We start from the raw sequence: 17,536 nt of genomic DNA, 5'->3' as shown, positions 1-17,536 counted from the left end.
GCGCCCTTAATTAAATAATTATAAAAATAAAAATATAGTAAAATACATTAAATATTATATAAAACATATATTGACAAAGAAAATTATATAAATTATAATGGAACGCGAATAAAAAAAGGACTCATATAAATCTCAAATATGGTGGGATGTTTCTACTGGAAACCTTAAATTTTCAGCTATGAGTGAGCTTAATATATATTAACTCTATACGAATTATACAAGAGTTATAGTGTATTAATTTCACTGTAGTTATTTATGTATTTTAAATGTAGAGTAAATATTAATTATAAAAATACAAAAATGTGAGCATTTAGGAGGAGTCTACTTATGAAGAAAAAAGTTATTGCATTAGCACTTTCAGCGTTAATGGTAACAGGATTAGTTGGTTGTGGTAACAATGATAACTCATCAAAAACAAATGATGGTGCATTAAAGGTTGGAATGGTTACTGATACAGGTACTATTGATGATAAATCATTTAATCAAGGTACGTGGGAAGGAATTAAAGAAGCTGAAAAGAGTTTTGGGCTTGAAACAACTTTTATGCAACCTAATGGAGAATCAGAGGCAAGTTATTTAACAGAAATCCAAAATCTTTATGATTCAGGTTATAAATTTATAGTAACACCAGGTTATAAATTTGAAACAGCTATCTATAAAGCTCAAAGTCAATATGAAGATGCAAAGTTTGTTCTAATTGATGGTGAACCAAATGATGGAAATGATAATTATGTTGTAGCAGATAATACAGTTGGAGTATACTTTGCAGAAGAACAAAGTGGTTTTATAGCAGGTGTTGCATCAGCAGTTCAACTAAAAAGTGGTGATTTCGGATTTATTGGTGGAATGGAGATACCATCAGTTAAAAAGTTTAACTATGGTTTCCAACAAGGTGTGGCGTATGCAAATGAACATTATGGAACAAATGTTAGCTTAAAGACTGAAAATATATTTTAGTCAGGTTCATTCTCTGATACAGCTTTAGGACAACAATTAGCAGCTCAAATGTATGATAGTGGAGTTAAAGCAATATTTACTGCTGCTGCAGGAGTTAATATAGGTGTTATTACAGAAGCTAAGACAAGAGTAGTTAATGGTGAAGAAGTGTGGGTTATAGGTGTTGACTCTGACCAATATGATGATGGAATATATGAAGGTAACAAATCAGTAGTATTAACTTCAGCTATTAAAAAGATTGATGAAGCAGCATATCAAATAATAGAAGATGAAATAAATGGTCAATTCCCAGGTGGGCAAGTGCTAAGATTTGATGCTAAAAATGATGCTGTTGGTATTCCAAGTGAAAATCCAAACTTAAGTGATGATACAATTGCAAAAGTTAATGAAGTAATAAATGCTATTAAAGCAGATGAGATTGAAGTGAAAACTGAATTATAGTATTGATATAAACTTAGGACTATGTTAATAAGATTAACATAGTCCTTTTTAGCTAGGAAATAATAAAAGTTGTGTTAAATTATAGAAAATAATAAAAATAAAAAATACTAATAAGAGATATTATCGAATTAATAAAATATAAAAGTGTAAAAAGTATATAAATAATATTGACATAGAAAATAATATTAAATATAATAAACACGAACAATAGAACAACTCATATGAACCCCAGATGTGGTGGGGTGTTTCTACCGGAAGCCGTAAATTTCCGACTATGAGTGAATTTAGTGCAAGCGACTATATACGAATAATGAGTAGATTGTAGCGTATTACTTTCACTTTGGGAATCGATACGTCTTTAATATACCTATTAAGTAGGTATATTAGAAATATGAGTATTTAGGAGGAGTGTACATATGAAGAAAAAAGTTATTACATTAGTACTTTCAGCACTAATGTTAACAGGATTAGTTGGTTGTGGAAACAACAATAATAATTCATCAAATTCAGGAGAAGCGACGTTAAAGGTTGGTATGATTACTGACTCTGGTACAATTGATGATAAATCATTTAATCAAGGTACTTGGGAAGGGATAGTAGAAGCGGAAGAAAATCTTGGGATTGAAAAGAACTACTTAAAGCCTTCAGGAGAAACAGAAGCTGATTATTTAACAGAAATTCAAAATCTTTATGATTCAGGTTATAAATTTATAATAGGACCAGGGTTCAAACTAGAAACAGCTATATACAAGGCGCAACAAAAGTATGAAGATGCAAAATTTGTTATACTTGATGGAGCACCTATGGACGAAAATGGAAACTATGTTGTAGCAGATAATTCAGTTGCAATACAGTTTGCTGAAGAAGAGGGTGGATTTGCAGCAGGTGTTGCAGCAGCAGTTGAATTAAAAACTGGAGAGTTCGGATTTATAGGTGGTATGGAATCGCCAGCAGTTAGAAGATTTAACTTTGGATTCCAACAAGGTGTAGCTTATGCAAATGAAAATCTTGGAACAGATGTTAGCTTAAAAGCTGAAAATATAGTTTACTCAGGTTCATTTACTGATTTAGCTCTAGGTCAACAAATAGCAGCTCAAATGTATGATAGAGGTGTTAAAGTAATATTTGCTGCAGCTGGTGGAACTGGTATGGGTGCTATAACAGAAGCTAAAACAAGAGCAGTTAATGGTGAAGAAGCATGGATTATAGGTGTTGATTCAGATCAATATGCTGATGGTATTTATGAAGGAAATAAGTCAGTAATTTTAACATCGGCTGTTAAGAAAGTTAATGTAGCATCTTATCAAATGATAGAAGCTGAATTAAATAATGAATTCCCAGGTGGTCAATCATTAATATTTGATGCTAAAAATGATGCAGTAGGTATTCCAGAAGAAAATCCAAACTTAAGTGATGATACAGTAGCTAAAGTTAAGGAAGTATTAGAAGCTATTAAGAGTGGAGAAATAGAAGTTAAAAGTGAATTGTAAAATTAATTTAAATATAGGACTATGTTAATTTGATTAACATAGTCTTTTGAAATAATGGATAGCTAACAAGTTTAATAATATGATTTATTTTCGATAAAATAATATATAAATCCTTAAAATACAACAAATAATAAAAAAACATGTAAAATAAAACTTATATTGACAAAAATAAGAAGATAAATTATAATTAAATACGAACAATAAAACGACTCATATAAATCCCAAATATGGTGGGATGTATCTACCGGAAGCCATAAATTTTCGACTATGAGTGAACTTAGTATATACTAACTCTATACGAATTATAAAAGAGTTTTTAACGTATTAATTTCACTTTAGAAATTAATACGTTTTTTTTATAACAATAAGGGTAAGTATAAAGCTATGTAAAAAGTTAACATTTAGGAGGAGTTTATTTATGAAGAAAAAAGTTATTGCATTAGCACTTTCAGCATTAATGCTAACAGGATTAGTTGGTTGTGGAAATAGTGATAATGGTTCAGGAGAAGCAGGATTAAAAGTTGGTATGGTTACTGACGCAGGAACAATTGATGATAAGTCATTTAACCAAGGTACATGGGAAGGAATTCAAAAAGCTGAAAAAGAACTTGGAATAGAAAAGAACTATATGCAACCATCAGGAGAAACGGAAGCAAACTATTTAACAGAAATACAAAATCTTTATGATGCAGGATATAAATTTATTGTAACACCAGGTTTCAAATTTGAAACAGCTATATATAAAGCTCAAGAACAATATAATGATGCTAAATTTGTTATAATCGATGGTGAGCCAAATGATGGACAAGATAATTATCATGTAGGAGATAATACAGTTGCTATATACTTTGCTGAAGAACAAAGTGGATTTGCAGCAGGTGTTGCAGCAGCAGTTCAATTACAAACTGGAGAATTAGGATTTATCGGTGGTATGGAAATACCAGCAGTTCAAAAGTTTAACTATGGATTCCAACAAGGTGTAGCTTATGCTAATGAAAATTATGGATCAAATGTTAGCTTAAAAGCTGAAAATATATTTTAGTCAGGTTCATTCTCTGATACAGCTTTAGGACAACAATTAGCAGCTCAAATGTATGATAATGGTGTTAAGGCAATCTTCGCAGCAGCTGGTGGAGTTGGTACTGGTGTTATAACAGAAGCTAAGACAAGAGTTGTTAACGGTGAAGAGGTATGGGTTATCGGTGTTGATTCTGACCAATATGCTGATGGTATATATGAAGGAGACAAGTCTGTAATTTTAACTTCAGCTATTAAGAAGATTGATGAAGCAGCTTATCAAATGATTGAAGCTGAATTAAATGGTGAATTCCCAGGTGGCAAAATATTAACATTTAATGCTGAAAATGATGGTGTTGGTATACCAGCAGAAAATCCAAACTTAAATGATGATACAGTAGCTAAAGTTAATGAAGTATTAAATGCTATTAAGAGTGGAGAAATACAAGTTAAAACTGAATTATAAGAAATTATAATAAAAAAGAGCTATGTTAAGATGATTTACATAGCTCTTTTTATATCAAAAGTATAATGGAAAATATAAATAGTATACACTAATTTGAAATAACATAAATTATTTTTAAAATTTAAGTTTAAATTTATGTGTTTTTTAAAAATAATACTAAGCAAGATGTGAGTAGAAAATATGATGAAATATGCACAAAAATGCCTAATTGAATAGAAAATATATATGAATTAAATAAATTTTGATAAAAATATACAAATAGAATTAATATAGTATATTATTTATAAAAATAAGCGAAAAAAATGTTGAAAATGCGAATTATTTAAATTATACTTAAAAAGAAGTTCGGAAGTAATTATGAGATTATTAAGTTAAGTATATTAACTTATAATCCGCATAAATTAAATTAATAATATATGTTATAAAATATTTAATTAAAGGAGGATATCCATGGCATATGTAGTTGAGATGCTAAATATTCGTAAAGAATTTCCAGGAATAGTGGCAAATGATAATATTACACTACAACTTGAAGAAGGAGAGATACATGCTCTTTTAGGTGAAAATGGTGCTGGTAAATCAACACTAATGGGAATGCTATTCGGTATGTACAAGCCAGATAGAGGTTCTATAAAGGTTAGAGGTAAAGAAGTAAAAATATCTAATCCTAATGTAGCAAATGACTTAGGGATTGGAATGGTTCATCAACATTTTAAATTAGTAGATAATTTTACGGTTACAGAAAACATAATTTTGGGCTGTGAACCTAGAAAGGGATTAACTGTAGATATCAAAACAGCCGCAAAGAAAATTGAAGAATTATCTAAACAGTATGGGTTAAATGTTGATCCTTACGCCAAAATAGAAGATATTTCTGTTGGAATGCAACAAAGAGTAGAAATATTAAAAATGCTTTATAGAAATGCGAATGTTTTAATATTTGATGAACCAACAGCGGTTTTAACTCCAAGTGAAATTGATGAGTTAATTTCAATTATGAAAAACATGACTAAAGAAGGAAAATCTATTATTTTAATTACTCATAAGTTAAGAGAAATTAAAGAAGCCGCTAATAGATGTACAGTTATTAGAAGAGGTAAGTACATAGGGACTGTAGATGTTAAGGATACTACAGAAGCTGAAATGGCTAAAATGATGGTTGGAAGAGAAGTATCATTTAAAGTTGAAAAAACTGAAGCTAAGCCAAAGGATATAGTTGTAAAAATAGAAAATTTATCTGTTAATAATAATAAAAAAGTTCTTGGATTGAAAGATTTTTCATTGGATATCAGAGCAGGTGAAATAGTTGGTATTGCTGGTGTTGAAGGTAATGGACAAACAGAATTAGTAGAAGCTTTAACAGGAATGAGAAGTATAGAGTCAGGAAACATTATATTTAAAGGAAAAAATATAAATAAAGATTCAATACGTCAAAGAATAGATGAAGGAATGGCACATATTCCAGAAGATAGACATAAAAGAGGATTAATTCTTGATTATACAATGGAAGATAATATGGTGCTTAAAGCTTATAGAAATAAGCCGTTTTCTAAGAATGGTTTAATTAATAGAGCAAAGATTTCAGAATATGCAAAGAAGATAATTGAAACATTTGACGTTAGATCTGGTGAAGGTGGAAAATCTATAGCAAGATCACTATCAGGTGGTAACCAACAAAAAGGTGTAATTGGACGTGAAATAGAATCTAATCCAGACTTTTTAATTGCTGTACAACCAACTAGAGGTTTAGATGTTGGATCAATAGAATATATTCATAAAAGATTAGTTGAACAAAGAGATTTAGGAAAAGCTGTCTTATTAGTATCACTTGAGTTAGATGAGGTTTTAAATGTATCTGATAGAATAGCTGTTGTAAATAATGGTGAATTAATAGGTATAGTAAATGCTAATGAAACAAATGAAAATGAAGTTGGTTTAATGATGGCCGGCATAAAGAAGGAGGAAGCTTAGTGCATAAGAATCAATTATTAAAATCTATTATGGCAGTAGTTTTAGGATTACTTGCTGGATTTTTACTAATGCTAGCAATGGGATTTAATCCAATAGATGGTTATACTTATTTATTTAAAGGCGGATTAATGAATGCTCAAAGAATAGGTAATTCAATTGCAACTGCAACGCCATTAATTCTTACTGGATTATCTTTTGCCTTTGCAAACAAAACTGGATTATTTAATATAGGAACTCCAGGTCAAATGTTAGCCGGAGGATTTACTGTAACGGCTATAGGGTTATTAGTTGACTTACCATCTCCTATATTATTACCATTAATGATTGTTTGTGGTATTTTAGCAGGAGCTATTTGGGCTGCTGTACCAGGACTTTTAAAAGCATTATTTAATGTTAATGAAGTTGTTTCAGCTATCATGATGAACTGGACTGCATATTGGATAGTTTATTATATGGTTCCTAAATATTTAAAGGGAACTACTGAAACAGAATCAGCTAGATTAGCAGACTCTGCAAGTTTAAAGGCAGATTGGTTATCAAATTTATTTGGTGGATCATACATAAACTATGGAATATTTTTAGCTATATTTTCTGTGTTAGTTATATGGTTTGTTTTAAATAAGACTGTTTTAGGATATGAATTAAAGGCAGTTGGATATAACAGATTTGGTGCTGAATATGCAGGTATGCCTGTAAATAGAAATATAGTAATTTCTATGATGATAGCAGGTGGGTTAGCAGGATTAGCAGGTGTTGTTCAATATATGGGTAACTCTACAGTACTTCAAATAGGTGTAATGCCATCTCAAGGGTTTGATGGAATAGCTGTTGCCTTACTAGGTAACAATGGTCCATTTGGAGTATTATTATCAGCATTATTCTTTGGTGTATTATATGTTGGTAAAGGATTTATGAATGCTAATGTTAAGGTACCACCAGAATTAGCAGATACAATAATAGCTACAATAATTTATTTTGCTGCAACAAGTGTAGTTATGGATAGAATAATCAAGAGTATAAAGAAAAAAAGAGACGATAAAAAGATAAAAACATCTGGTGAAAGGGCGGTGGAAAAATAATGTGGGATATAATTGTACAAATTTTTCCTTATGCAATAGCGTATACTGTACCTATGCTAATTACTGCTTTAGGTGCGCTTTATTGTGAAAGAAGTGGTATTGTAAATATAGGCTTAGATGGGTTTATGATAGTAGGTTCTTTTGCTGGAGCATTAACAATATCTAAACTTCAAGCAGCAGGTGTTAATAGTGCATTATGGATAGGACTTTTAGTTGCTGCAATAGTTGGAGCCTTATTCTCACTTTTACATGCATTTGCAAGTATTAACTTAAATGCAGACCAAGTTATAAGTGGTACAGCTATTAATATGATGGCTGGAGCATTAACAGTATTTTTAGCAAGAAATATTACTGGTAGTGGTAATATAAGAATAACTTTAGGTTTCTTACCAAAAAGTATTCCAGTGTTAAAGGATATTCCAGTAATAGGTCCATTACTATTTACAAAGACTTATGCTACAACATGGTTAGTATTAGCAATATTAATAATAAGTGCATTCTTATTATATAAAACTTCATTTGGATTAAGATTAAGATCATGTGGAGAAAACCCACAAGCTTCTCAAGCTGCAGGTATTAATGTAATGAGAACTAGATATATAGGTGTTATGATATCAGGTGCATTAGCAGCTTTAGGTGGATGTATAATATTAGTAACATATTCAGGTGAATTTAATGGAAATGTTGCAGGATTAGGATTCCTTGCGTTAGCAGCATTAATATTTGGACAATGGAGACCTTTAGGAATATTAGCATCAACTTTCTTCTTTGGATTTGCATCTACATTAGCAAATGTTGCACAGGTGATTCCAGAGCTAGCAAGTATACCATTAGTAGTATTAAAGGTATTCCCTTATATAGTTACATTAATTGCATTAATCATATTCTCTAAATCTTCACAAGCACCAAAGGCTGCTGGTGAAATATTTGATGCAGGAAAAAGATAAATTTATCTATAAAAGGAGCTATATAGTAAATGGTTTAAAAATCATTTACTATATAGCTCTCTATTTTTATTAATTAATTTAAGATGTAGTTACTATATTTCAGTTAGTATAGCAATAGCTAAAAGACGTGGACCTGAGTGGATTCCTACGGCTGGTGTAATTGTACCAACATGAGTAAATGTAACATTTTTATGAGTGGATAAAATAGATTTTAGTTTTTCAGCTTCTTCATGCATAGTACCAGTCATTATTACAAGCTTACCTTTACCTTTATCTAAAATATCTGTAGCAAGTTTAACTAGTTCATTAAATGCTTTCTTAGAACCTCGAACCTTTGAATAATTAGTATAGGTTCCATCATCAGACATTGTTATTATAGGTTTTAAATTTAAAAGTTGACCTACACTTCCAGTAACTTTACCAATTCTACCACCTTTAATCAAATATTCTAAAGTATCAACAGTAAAATACATTGATGTATTTTCTCTTAATTTGGGAATTATATTGCAAATATAGTTAAAATCTTTACCTTCTTCAATTAGTTTTCCTATTTCTATAACTGATAAACCTACAGCCATAGATAATATTTTAGTATCAAAAATAAAACTAGTAATTTTATTTTCATATTCTAAGCTAGCAAGTCTAAAGCTATTTATTGTTCCAGATAATCCAGATGAAATTGGCATTACGATTGCATGTGTGTATCCTTCAAGTATAAGTTTTTCGTATAAATCACTAACATCTTGAACAGATGGCATAGAAGTAGTTGGTAACTCTTCTTCAATTTTAGAATAAACCTCATCTGCAGATATAGTAATTCCATCTATATATTCTCTATCTTTATAGATTATTTTTAATCTAACAACATGAATATTGTATTTGTAAATATATTCCACAGGCAATCCGCAAGTGCTATCAGTTATTAAAGCTATCTTTTCCATTTTAAAAACCTTCCTTTTATTTTACTTTTTATTTAAAATAATTTGATTTACTTAATATTTATCTATATAAATATTATCATATAATTATTATAAATACAAGATATAGTTTTAAAAACTATGTAGAGCAATATAGTTTTAAAATTTAAATAAAAGGTTCATAAATTATAAAAGTAATTTTCAAAAAACATATATGGAAGAATAAGTAAATATAGTATAATTAATAAAAATGATATTGGGGAATAAAATAAAAAGGGGGTAATTAAATGAAAAAAGTTAAGATTGCATTGCTTGGATTAGGTAATGTAGGAAGAGGAGTATATAATATACTTATTAAAAATAAAGAAGAGATAATGAAAAGGTCAGGATACGAAATTGAAGTTTCTAAAATATTAGTTCGAAGCTTGGATAAGTACAGGGGAGTAGAAGTATCTAATGATATATTAACAACTAATTTTGATGATATAATTAATGATGACTCAATTAAAATAGTTGTTGAAGTAATGGGAGGAATAGAGCCTGCAAAAGAATATATATTGAGAGCAATAGAGAAAAATAAACACATAGTAACTGCAAATAAAATGTTACTTGCAACAGAAGGAAAAGAAGTTTTTGAAAAGGCTGATGAAAAGAAAGTAATGTTCCAATATGAGGCAAGTGTAGCAGGAGGAATACCTATAATAAATAGTATAAATGAAAATTTAACTGCAAATAAGATAAATGAGTTATATGGTATAGTTAATGGTACAACAAATTATATTCTTAGTAAAATGGAACTTGAAGGACTGGAATTTGATGATGTATTAGAAGAAGCTAAAGAAAAAGGTTATGCAGAAGCAGACCCAACATCAGATATTGAAGGATATGATGCTCAATATAAATTAGCTATACTTTCAGCTTTATCATTTGGTACAAAAATATCTGTGGATGATGTTTATAGAGAAGGTATTACAAAAATAAAACCAATAGATATGAAATATGCAAGTGATTTCAATATGTCAATTAAATTATTAGCTATTGCAAAAGAGAATAATGGAGAACTAGAACTTAGAGTTCATCCAACTATGATACCAGAAACACATCCCCTTGCCAATGTATATGATTCTTTCAATGCTATATTTATAAATGGTAATGCTGTAGGAGATCTTATGTTTTATGGAAAAGGTGCAGGAGATATGCCAACAGGAAGTGCTGTAGTAAGTGATATTATTTCAATACTTAGAAAAAATATAGATACAAAAAATGAGAATCCGGTAGTTAAAGATAATTTATGGAATAAAAATGTAAAAAGTATAGATGATGTTGAGAGTAGATATTACATCAGATTAACAGTACAAGATAAGCCAGGTGTTTTAGGACAAATAACAACAATTTTTGGTTCAAATAGAGTGAGTTTAAAATCTGTAATACAAAAAGGAAGAAAGCATGATGATACTCTTGAAGTTACATTGGTTTTAATTACACATAAAACTAAAGAAGCGTTAATAAATGATTCAATAGACAAACTGCATGATTTAAGATCAATAAAAAGTGTAGAAAATATAATAAGAATTGAAGACTTTAGTTAAAGTATTAGCTAAAGTTAATCTAACAAAGGTATGAGTTAATATTTCTATTATATGATGATTAAGTATATAAGAAATATTAATTTTCAACTAATCCTACAAAATATTGAGAAATAAGTAATAGAGAAAAGCTCCTGATATTATATTCAGGAGCTTTTCTCTAATATGGTTTATTGAAATATAATTTAAATTTTATGTTTCTATTTAACATATTTAGAATATAGTGTTGTTAAAAGCTGGATATGAAATTCTTCATCTAATATTATTCTTTTAATTACTGAATTTATGTTTGGATCATCTATTTTAGTTATAGTATCTTTGTATTGTTTTATTGCAGCTTTTTCATCTTCAATATCAATAGTTAAAATTGTTTGCAAAGAAGAGATATCATAATTCACTAATTTTCCAGTCCAATATTTTTTCTTTTTGTCATTAATCCAATAACCAGGTTTTCCGCCTAGCAAAACTATTATTTCACCAAGCATTTCTAAATGATGCATTTCTATTATTGATATTCCTTTTAGTGTTGCAGATACATCAGGATTTTTATATTTTAGAGCTATTTCATGATAAATATATTGAGATATAGCATCGAACTCTGAAATATCACTAGCATAATTTAAAAGAATTAGATCAATATATTTAGGGTCCTTTTTGCTTACCTTTATTGGTGGATAAGGCAAATCTATTGAATACATTATTTTCTCCTTATTTATAATAATAACTTATTTATATCTTATGAGAATTACTATAAAAGGGTTAATAAAAGGAAACTGTAGTAATTACAGTTTCCTTTATTATAATTCATATTAAAAGTTAAGGAATTAACTTTGCAATAGCTTTAGTTAGCTTTTGATAGTTAAATAATCCGTAGTAATTGTCAATATAATTCTCTTCATTAATCAAACCTTCATAAACAAAAATCTTATTTTCTATTTCTAATAAATCCATAGGTTTTATTACTTCAGGAAGCTTGTCCGTAACATAAACACCACTATTAATTAAAAGCTCGGACACAAATTGAGAACAGAAATAATAATTTTCTCTTTTATGAGGCTTATTAAAATAAGCAGTTACAGTTCCTAAAATACTATATTTATATTGATCTTTATTTTCAAAAAAATTATCTATTTCATCTTGTATATGATTAAATTGCTTTTCTGTTATAGGTACCTTGTAAACTAAGCATCTGCTTTTAGGAAACATGGCAAATACACCATCATATAAATTTTCCTCTACAAGACCAGCAGGAAGTACTTTTTCTGGGATTTTTCTACCGAAAGAGAACATTTTTGTAAAGGAGTTATCAAGCGATATAGAAACATGTGAATAAGGTTTTTGCGTGAATAATGCAATTATGTTAGAAAATGTTGTTCCAGTTCTTGATAAAATAATATAAATCTCTTTATTTTCCAAAATAATGCTCCTTTCTATATTTATATCATGGATACTATTATACACTAAATTTTATATATTGTTAACAAATACTTTATATTATTTATATGAAGTTTAAGTGTATATCTTTATTTATTAAAATTGTTATGTTAGAATTGCAATAACTATTAAGTTAGCAATAATGAAAGGATGAATTTTAAGCTGGAGAATAAATTTAGTTTTGATGGAAAAGAATATTGTTTAAATGAAGAAAAACTTGATTATTTTGTAAATGATGAGATTAATCCAATTGAGGATATTGATGAAAAAAAAGTAATTGAAATTTTAAATAATAGTGATAATGTAGAGTTTACAAAGGCATTTTTTGATTTACCATGTGATGTTTGTAAAGAGGGTGTAAGTGAAAAGAAAAAATTCTTTGATTTTTTAGGATTCAATTTTTACATATATACTAAAAACAATCAATATGTTGTAAGTACTTTAGATAAAGAATACGAAGGAATGTCTTATAATAGGCTTCAAAGATCAGGTAAAATAAACGGTAGCTATATAGTTTTAATAAATGTATGTAGAAATTGTGGAAGTTACTCAATAGAAATAGAAGAGTTTGAGGTTTAGTAAATTTAAGGATAATTTGATTTTATGAATTATTATATATAAAGTTGCAAAAAATAGTGATGAAGGGAGTGTCGCAAATGAGTACTGATAAATTTAAAGATAAAAAATATCAAAAAGGTGAAAGAAGACAAAGAATTCATCAAAACCAAGATAATGTAGGAAATGATAAAAATAAGAATGAATATAAAAGCTTTGATGGTGAAGAACTTTAAAAGTGTGTTGTAGGATTAATTATAAAGTCTATATGAAGGACTCTACTTGAAGTATGGGTCCTTTTTTGTTATTATTAAAATAAATATAGCAAAATTTAGATTTTTATACTAAAAGATAAAAGTATAAAGAGAACTAAGGGGAGGGTTTATATGAATAAAATTTTAAGGGCTGGAGTTATATTAGCATCATTAACAGCACTTACAATAGGTTTAGTTGGATGTACTTCAAAAAAGAATAGTGATGGTGGAATAACATCAATAACTTCAGATGTAGAAACATCTATAGAAGGATTACCGGTGGCTGTTATTAAGGTAAAGGATTACGGAAATATAACTTTAGAATTATACCCAGAAATAGCTCCAAACACAGTAAATAATTTTATAGAATTAGCTAATTCAGGATATTATGATGGATTAATCTTTCATAGAGTTATAAAAGGATTTATGAATCAAGGGGGATGTCCTAATGGAACTGGGACTGGTGGACCAGGATATTCAATAGAAGGTGAATTCTCTAGTAATGGCTATGAAGGAAATGATTTAAAACATACAAAGGGTGTAATTTCTATGGCTAGAGCTAATGATCCAAATTCAGCAGGAAGTCAATTCTTTATAATGGCAGATACAGCTTCTCATTTAGATGGACAATATGCTGCATTTGGAAAGACTATTGATGGATTAGATATTGTAGAAGAAATTAATTCAGTAAAAACATCTAGTGCAGATAAACCAGTTGAAGATGTAGTTATTGAAGAAATAAGAGTTGATACTAAAGGCATAGATTATCCATCACCAGAAAAATTATAAGAGAAATAATATATACTATAAATAGTTAAAAGAAAAGGTAGTGTATCAATATATGACTAATTGATACACTACCTTTTTATAAGGTTGAATAAATAAAACTTATACAATATATACTGTAGTTCCATAGGGAATATTATCATAAATCCATTTAGCATTTATTTTAGACAATCTTATACAGCCGTTACTAATTTTAAAGCCAAGTCGTCCATCGCGTATAGTATTATCTAAATTATATAATATTGAATGAAAAAGATAATTTCCCTTAAATTGACTATAGTAATAGCAAATATATCCATGATTTTCTCCAAAGGAATATCCTTTTGCTCCAATTTTAAAAAAGCCTTTTGGAGTAGGAGTTGATGGTTTTCCAATTGAACAAATATAATTTTTATCTAAAATCCAATTGTTTTTAGATCCTACAAAAATATTAACCTGAAAATTTTCTGTATCAACATAAATTAAATATTTAGTAGAACTAGATAGGTTTTTATTATTAATAAATTTAGAAACTTTTTCATTATAATTAGAGGGCGCTCTATATTTTACAGAAATAGATTCTTTTTTTGACTTTAAGATATAATATATATTCTTAATTTTATTTTTTAAAATCATAAAATGTAGCTCCTATTTAATTAATAAAAATTGTAGTACCGGAAGGAACATTATCGTAAATCCATTTTGAATTTTCAGTAGCAAGTCGTACACAACCATCTGTTAACCTCATACCAAGGCGCGGGTCTCTAATACTACCATCTAAGTTATATGGAATAGAATGAATTAAATAGTTATCCTTAATTTGAGTATAATATAGGCACCTAAAGCCTCGAGCTTCTCCAAAGGAATATCCCTTAGGGCCAGCATAAAAAGTTCCTTTTATAGTAGGTTCAGTAGGTTTTCCTAAAGAACAAAGATAACTATGGATAAGCACCCAATTTTTATTAGAACCTTTGAATATATTAGTTTTGAAATTAGCAGTATCTATCCATATGAAGTAATTAGTTTTACTATAAAAATTATTAGTATTTATGAATTTAGTTGATTCAATAATATAAGTTTCGTTTTCTAAGGTTGAATTTTTTGAAAATCTATACTTTCTTTTTGAAAATATAGATTTAATAGCAGAAAGTAACTTCATATAAAACTCCTAAAAATATTTATACAATTATTTTACTAATAAACGGATATGAGTGTTAAAAAAATAAATAATTATTTTAAATAATTTTCGAGAATAGTACCGTAATACTAAAAATTTGATATAATATATGGTATAAAAGAAATTAGGGGTAAGTAGAAAATTAATACATATGAAAATGATTACATAGTAAGTTGTAATGGTATTATGGGAGGATTAAAATGAAGATTATAAAAAAAGATGGAAGAATACAAGATTTAGAAGTTGAGAAAATAAAAAATAGTATATGGGGAGCATCTAAAGATAGTAATACTATTATAAATGAATCAGACTTAAAGATATTAACTAATAGGGTAATAAAAATTGTTACAGAAATAAGGGGAAGGGATGGAATTACTTCAAGTTATGAGGTACAAGCAATAATTATAGAAAGTTTATATAAAGATGGATTTAAAAGAATAGCAAATGCATATCTAAGATATTAAAAATAAAACAGATTTTAATATATTAAAAATAGTAGTCAATTAGTTATACTAACACTACTATTTTTTTGTTTAAAGAGGGAAAATAGTGTAAAGATAATTGGTTTTGAGAATAATAAATTAGAGGTGAAAAAATATGAATGTTATAAAAAAGAATGGTAGAATACAAAACTTTGATGAAAGCAAAATAAAGGTAAGTATTTTAAATGCTTCAAGTAGTGGAAGTTCATTATTAAATGAATCAGATATAAAAATAATAGTAGAAGATGTTACAAAGTTATTAGAAAAATTAAGAGGTAGTGAACAAAATACATCAAGCTATGAAATAATGGGAGCAATAATAAATATACTAAAAAGAGATGGTTTTGATGAGGTTATAAGTTCGTATATAGGATATAAAAAGGAATAATATATAATAGAAAACTATTGTGTATAACATTTCTATAAGTCTTTTCAGCATGTACATTATATTGATTTATGTTATAATAAAACAGAATTTTAATATAAGGAATGGTGGAGGAGTTTATGTATAAGTTAGTAGCAATAGATATGGATGGAACATTACTTAGAGAAGATAAGTCTGTTTCAGAAAGAACAAAAATAGCAATAAATAAAGCAAAAGAAAAGGGCGTAAATGTTGTAATTGCAACAGGTAGACCAATTGATGGTGTAACTAGATATTTAGAAGAATTAAATATGCTTAGCGAAGATGATTATGTTTTAAGTTATAATGGGGGATTAGTTCTAAAAACAAAAAGTAGAGAGGTTATTTCTAAGATAGCTTTAACAGGAGCAGATTTACACTACTTACATAATATTAGTAAAGAGTTAGGAGTAAATATTCATGCTTTCTCAGAAACTCAAGGCTTAATAACTCCTAAAAGTAGTAAATACACAGAGGTAGAAGCTACTCTAAATAACATACAAATAGGCATAAATGACTATTCAGAAATTGAAGATAATCATAGTATTATTAAAGTAATGATGATAGATGAGCCGGAAATTCTTCAAAGGGCAATAGATAATTTACCTAAAGAGGTCTATGAAAAATATACTGTTGTAAAAAGTACTCCATATTTCTTAGAGTTTTTAAATAAAGAAGTAAATAAAGGAACTGGAGTTGAACTTTTAGCTAAGTATTTAGGTGTTAAGAGAGAAGAAATAATGACTTTTGGTGATGCAGAAAATGATCTTGCTATGATTGAGTATGCAGGAATGGGTGTTGCTATGGCAAATGCATTTGAGGAGGTTAAAGAAGTCGCAAATTATATAACTGACTCAAATGAAGAGGATGGAGTTGCAAAAGCAATAGAAAAGTTTATTTTAGGAGAAGCTTAGGATGCACTATGGAAATTTGCAGAAGATTAGAGATGGAAAGAGGACTTTTGGGATAACGCCTCATATTCCTGGTGGATTTATTTCTCCAGATAGCCTGGAAAAAATAGCACAGGTAGCTAGAAAGTATAATGGTGTTATAAAAATTACATCAGGACAAAGAATATTAATTACTAATCTTAAAGCAGAAAATTTAGCAGAGGTTTGGAAAGAACTTGATATGGAACCTGCTATTGAAACTGCTAATTCTGTTAAAAATGTTGAGATATGTCCAGCAGGATTTTGTAAGAGAAGCAAGTATAATACTATTGGAATAGGAATGAAACTTTTAAAAAAGTATCATAAAATGGAGATGCCGTGTAGAACTAAAATTGGTGTTGCTGGTTGTAGAAATGCTTGTGGTAGTATATATGCAAGAGATGTTGGAGTAATTGCTGATATAAGTGGACTAATGGTAGTAGCAGGTGGTTCTGCAGGTTATAATCCAAGAATTGCGGATGTTATTGCAATTAATTTAAATGAAAAAGAAGCATTAAAGCTTGTAGATATTATTTTTGATTATTATAAAGAAAAAGCAGAGTTGGGTGAAAAACTAAGCTTTATGATAGAAAGATTAGGAATTGATAGCTTTAAAAGCGAAGTGCTTAATAGATTATATAAATAAAAGGATGTCTTAAGACATCC

Annotated in this window: 17 protein-coding genes, 2 pseudogenes and 3 riboswitches; of the genes and pseudogenes, 14 read left to right on the top strand and 5 right to left on the bottom strand. The window is 28.5% G+C overall.

The features are described from left to right. Positions 1 to 101 precede the first annotated feature (101 nt). Positions 102 to 199: riboswitch (purine riboswitch) on the top strand. Positions 200 to 327: 128 nt separating this feature from the next. The 6 genes and pseudogenes from HMPREF0216_RS14790 (at position 328) to HMPREF0216_RS14765 (ending at position 8,368) form a co-directional block, all read left to right on the top strand. After that, positions 328 to 1,398, top strand: a pseudogene (locus tag HMPREF0216_RS14790) (BMP family lipoprotein). A gap of 197 nt (positions 1,399 to 1,595) precedes the next feature. After that, positions 1,596 to 1,693, top strand: a riboswitch (purine riboswitch). 121 nt (positions 1,694 to 1,814) lie between these two features. Further along, complete coding sequence (locus tag HMPREF0216_RS14785; protein WP_005215937.1) at positions 1,815 to 2,888, top strand: BMP family lipoprotein; 1,074 nt, start codon at positions 1,815 to 1,817, stop codon at positions 2,886 to 2,888. A gap of 190 nt (positions 2,889 to 3,078) precedes the next feature. After that, positions 3,079 to 3,176, top strand: a riboswitch (purine riboswitch). Positions 3,177 to 3,306: 130 nt separating this feature from the next. Further along, positions 3,307 to 4,371, top strand: a pseudogene (locus HMPREF0216_RS14780) (BMP family lipoprotein). Positions 4,372 to 4,821: 450 nt separating this feature from the next. Further along, positions 4,822 to 6,342 carry an ABC transporter ATP-binding protein gene (locus HMPREF0216_RS14775; protein ID WP_005215932.1) on the top strand — a complete coding sequence of 507 codons (1,521 nt, stop codon included), beginning with the start codon at positions 4,822 to 4,824 and terminating at the stop codon, positions 6,340 to 6,342. After that, complete coding sequence (locus HMPREF0216_RS14770) at positions 6,342 to 7,421, top strand: ABC transporter permease (RefSeq protein ID WP_005215931.1); 1,080 nt, start codon at positions 6,342 to 6,344, stop codon at positions 7,419 to 7,421. The genes HMPREF0216_RS14775 and HMPREF0216_RS14770 overlap by 1 nt, the downstream gene beginning before the upstream one ends. Further along, positions 7,421 to 8,368 (top strand): ABC transporter permease, encoded by a 948-nt coding sequence (locus HMPREF0216_RS14765; RefSeq protein WP_005215929.1) that lies wholly within the window; start codon positions 7,421 to 7,423, stop codon positions 8,366 to 8,368. The genes HMPREF0216_RS14770 and HMPREF0216_RS14765 overlap by 1 nt, the downstream gene beginning before the upstream one ends. Before the next feature lie 92 nt (positions 8,369 to 8,460). Here the strand turns inward: HMPREF0216_RS14765 and HMPREF0216_RS14760 are convergent, their stop codons facing one another. Beyond that, complete coding sequence (locus HMPREF0216_RS14760; protein WP_005215925.1) at positions 8,461 to 9,309, bottom strand: DegV family protein; 849 nt, start codon at positions 9,307 to 9,309, stop codon at positions 8,461 to 8,463. Positions 9,310 to 9,572: 263 nt separating this feature from the next. Between HMPREF0216_RS14760 and HMPREF0216_RS14755 the strand changes: the two genes are divergently transcribed. Beyond that, positions 9,573 to 10,874 (top strand): homoserine dehydrogenase, encoded by a 1,302-nt coding sequence (locus HMPREF0216_RS14755; protein ID WP_005215922.1) that lies wholly within the window; start codon positions 9,573 to 9,575, stop codon positions 10,872 to 10,874. A gap of 197 nt (positions 10,875 to 11,071) precedes the next feature. On the opposite strand, the gene HMPREF0216_RS14750 is transcribed toward HMPREF0216_RS14755, so the two are convergent. Beyond that, the gene (locus HMPREF0216_RS14750) at positions 11,072 to 11,569 is read right to left on the bottom strand and encodes a ferritin-like domain-containing protein (RefSeq protein WP_005215918.1); all 498 of its coding nucleotides are present in this window, start codon (positions 11,567 to 11,569) and stop codon (positions 11,072 to 11,074) included. 118 nt (positions 11,570 to 11,687) lie between these two features. Then, positions 11,688 to 12,287, bottom strand: coding sequence for a hypothetical protein (locus HMPREF0216_RS14745; RefSeq protein WP_187116569.1), 600 nt, complete (start codon positions 12,285 to 12,287; stop codon positions 11,688 to 11,690). Positions 12,288 to 12,455: 168 nt separating this feature from the next. Here HMPREF0216_RS14745 and HMPREF0216_RS14740 point away from each other — a divergent pair, with 168 nt between their 5' ends. The 3 genes from HMPREF0216_RS14740 (at position 12,456) to HMPREF0216_RS14735 (ending at position 13,903) form a co-directional block, all read left to right on the top strand. Then, on the top strand, positions 12,456 to 12,884 hold the full coding sequence (locus HMPREF0216_RS14740) for a DUF3785 family protein (RefSeq protein ID WP_005215916.1): 429 nt from the start codon (positions 12,456 to 12,458) through the stop codon (positions 12,882 to 12,884). A 77-nt stretch (positions 12,885 to 12,961) separates the two neighbouring features. After that, the gene (locus tag HMPREF0216_RS18000; protein ID WP_267955994.1) at positions 12,962 to 13,096 is read left to right on the top strand and encodes a clostri-philic family protein; all 135 of its coding nucleotides are present in this window, start codon (positions 12,962 to 12,964) and stop codon (positions 13,094 to 13,096) included. Positions 13,097 to 13,246: 150 nt separating this feature from the next. Then, positions 13,247 to 13,903 (top strand): peptidylprolyl isomerase, encoded by a 657-nt coding sequence (locus HMPREF0216_RS14735; protein WP_005215914.1) that lies wholly within the window; start codon positions 13,247 to 13,249, stop codon positions 13,901 to 13,903. A 99-nt stretch (positions 13,904 to 14,002) separates the two neighbouring features. On the opposite strand, the gene HMPREF0216_RS14730 is transcribed toward HMPREF0216_RS14735, so the two are convergent. Beyond that, positions 14,003 to 14,515: a L,D-transpeptidase gene (locus HMPREF0216_RS14730; protein ID WP_005215913.1), complete on the bottom strand. Its 513-nt coding sequence runs from the start codon at positions 14,513 to 14,515 to the stop codon at positions 14,003 to 14,005. 16 nt (positions 14,516 to 14,531) lie between these two features. Next, positions 14,532 to 15,038: a L,D-transpeptidase gene (locus tag HMPREF0216_RS14725; RefSeq protein ID WP_005215911.1), complete on the bottom strand. Its 507-nt coding sequence runs from the start codon at positions 15,036 to 15,038 to the stop codon at positions 14,532 to 14,534. A 218-nt stretch (positions 15,039 to 15,256) separates the two neighbouring features. Here HMPREF0216_RS14725 and HMPREF0216_RS14720 point away from each other — a divergent pair, with 218 nt between their 5' ends. The 4 genes from HMPREF0216_RS14720 (at position 15,257) to HMPREF0216_RS14705 (ending at position 17,516) form a co-directional block, all read left to right on the top strand. Further along, the gene (locus HMPREF0216_RS14720; RefSeq protein WP_005215909.1) at positions 15,257 to 15,520 is read left to right on the top strand and encodes an ATP cone domain-containing protein; all 264 of its coding nucleotides are present in this window, start codon (positions 15,257 to 15,259) and stop codon (positions 15,518 to 15,520) included. Between the two features lie 133 nt (positions 15,521 to 15,653). Further along, positions 15,654 to 15,926 (top strand): ATP cone domain-containing protein, encoded by a 273-nt coding sequence (locus tag HMPREF0216_RS14715; RefSeq protein ID WP_005215903.1) that lies wholly within the window; start codon positions 15,654 to 15,656, stop codon positions 15,924 to 15,926. A gap of 116 nt (positions 15,927 to 16,042) precedes the next feature. Next, positions 16,043 to 16,855 (top strand): sugar-phosphatase, encoded by an 813-nt coding sequence (gene yidA, locus HMPREF0216_RS14710; RefSeq protein WP_040420189.1) that lies wholly within the window; start codon positions 16,043 to 16,045, stop codon positions 16,853 to 16,855. Position 16,856: 1 nt separating this feature from the next. Further along, on the top strand, positions 16,857 to 17,516 hold the full coding sequence (locus HMPREF0216_RS14705; RefSeq protein ID WP_005215899.1) for a nitrite/sulfite reductase domain-containing protein: 660 nt from the start codon (positions 16,857 to 16,859) through the stop codon (positions 17,514 to 17,516). Positions 17,517 to 17,536: the final 20 nt, after the last annotated feature.

The organism is Clostridium celatum DSM 1785 (genome assembly GCF_000320405.1).
GTDB lineage: Bacteria > Bacillota > Clostridia > Clostridiales > Clostridiaceae > Clostridium > Clostridium celatum.
The sequence above is the reverse complement of the archived record's forward strand: the minus strand, read 5'-3'. Positions and strand labels throughout refer to the sequence as shown.

Excerpts from the sequence above, each read along its gene's own strand:
- HMPREF0216_RS14760 (WP_005215925.1), bottom strand. The coding sequence starts at position 9,309 with ATGGAAAAGATAGCTTTAATAACTGATAGCACTTGCGGATTGCCTGTG.
- HMPREF0216_RS14715 (WP_005215903.1), top strand. The coding sequence starts at position 15,654 with ATGAATGTTATAAAAAAGAATGGTAGAATACAAAACTTTGATGAAAGC.
- HMPREF0216_RS14775 (WP_005215932.1), top strand. The coding sequence starts at position 4,822 with ATGGCATATGTAGTTGAGATGCTAAATATTCGTAAAGAATTTCCAGGA.
- HMPREF0216_RS14755 (WP_005215922.1), top strand. The coding sequence starts at position 9,573 with ATGAAAAAAGTTAAGATTGCATTGCTTGGATTAGGTAATGTAGGAAGA.
- HMPREF0216_RS14725 (WP_005215911.1), bottom strand. The coding sequence starts at position 15,038 with ATGAAGTTACTTTCTGCTATTAAATCTATATTTTCAAAAAGAAAGTAT.
- HMPREF0216_RS14730 (WP_005215913.1), bottom strand. The coding sequence starts at position 14,515 with ATGATTTTAAAAAATAAAATTAAGAATATATATTATATCTTAAAGTCA.
- yidA (WP_040420189.1), top strand. The coding sequence starts at position 16,043 with ATGTATAAGTTAGTAGCAATAGATATGGATGGAACATTACTTAGAGAA.
- HMPREF0216_RS14785 (WP_005215937.1), top strand. The coding sequence starts at position 1,815 with ATGAAGAAAAAAGTTATTACATTAGTACTTTCAGCACTAATGTTAACA.
- HMPREF0216_RS14740 (WP_005215916.1), top strand. The coding sequence starts at position 12,456 with ATGAATTTTAAGCTGGAGAATAAATTTAGTTTTGATGGAAAAGAATAT.
- HMPREF0216_RS14735 (WP_005215914.1), top strand. The coding sequence starts at position 13,247 with ATGAATAAAATTTTAAGGGCTGGAGTTATATTAGCATCATTAACAGCA.
- HMPREF0216_RS18000 (WP_267955994.1), top strand. The coding sequence starts at position 12,962 with ATGAGTACTGATAAATTTAAAGATAAAAAATATCAAAAAGGTGAAAGA.
- HMPREF0216_RS14705 (WP_005215899.1), top strand. The coding sequence starts at position 16,857 with ATGCACTATGGAAATTTGCAGAAGATTAGAGATGGAAAGAGGACTTTT.
- HMPREF0216_RS14750 (WP_005215918.1), bottom strand. The coding sequence starts at position 11,569 with ATGTATTCAATAGATTTGCCTTATCCACCAATAAAGGTAAGCAAAAAG.
- HMPREF0216_RS14765 (WP_005215929.1), top strand. The coding sequence starts at position 7,421 with ATGTGGGATATAATTGTACAAATTTTTCCTTATGCAATAGCGTATACT.
- HMPREF0216_RS14720 (WP_005215909.1), top strand. The coding sequence starts at position 15,257 with ATGAAGATTATAAAAAAAGATGGAAGAATACAAGATTTAGAAGTTGAG.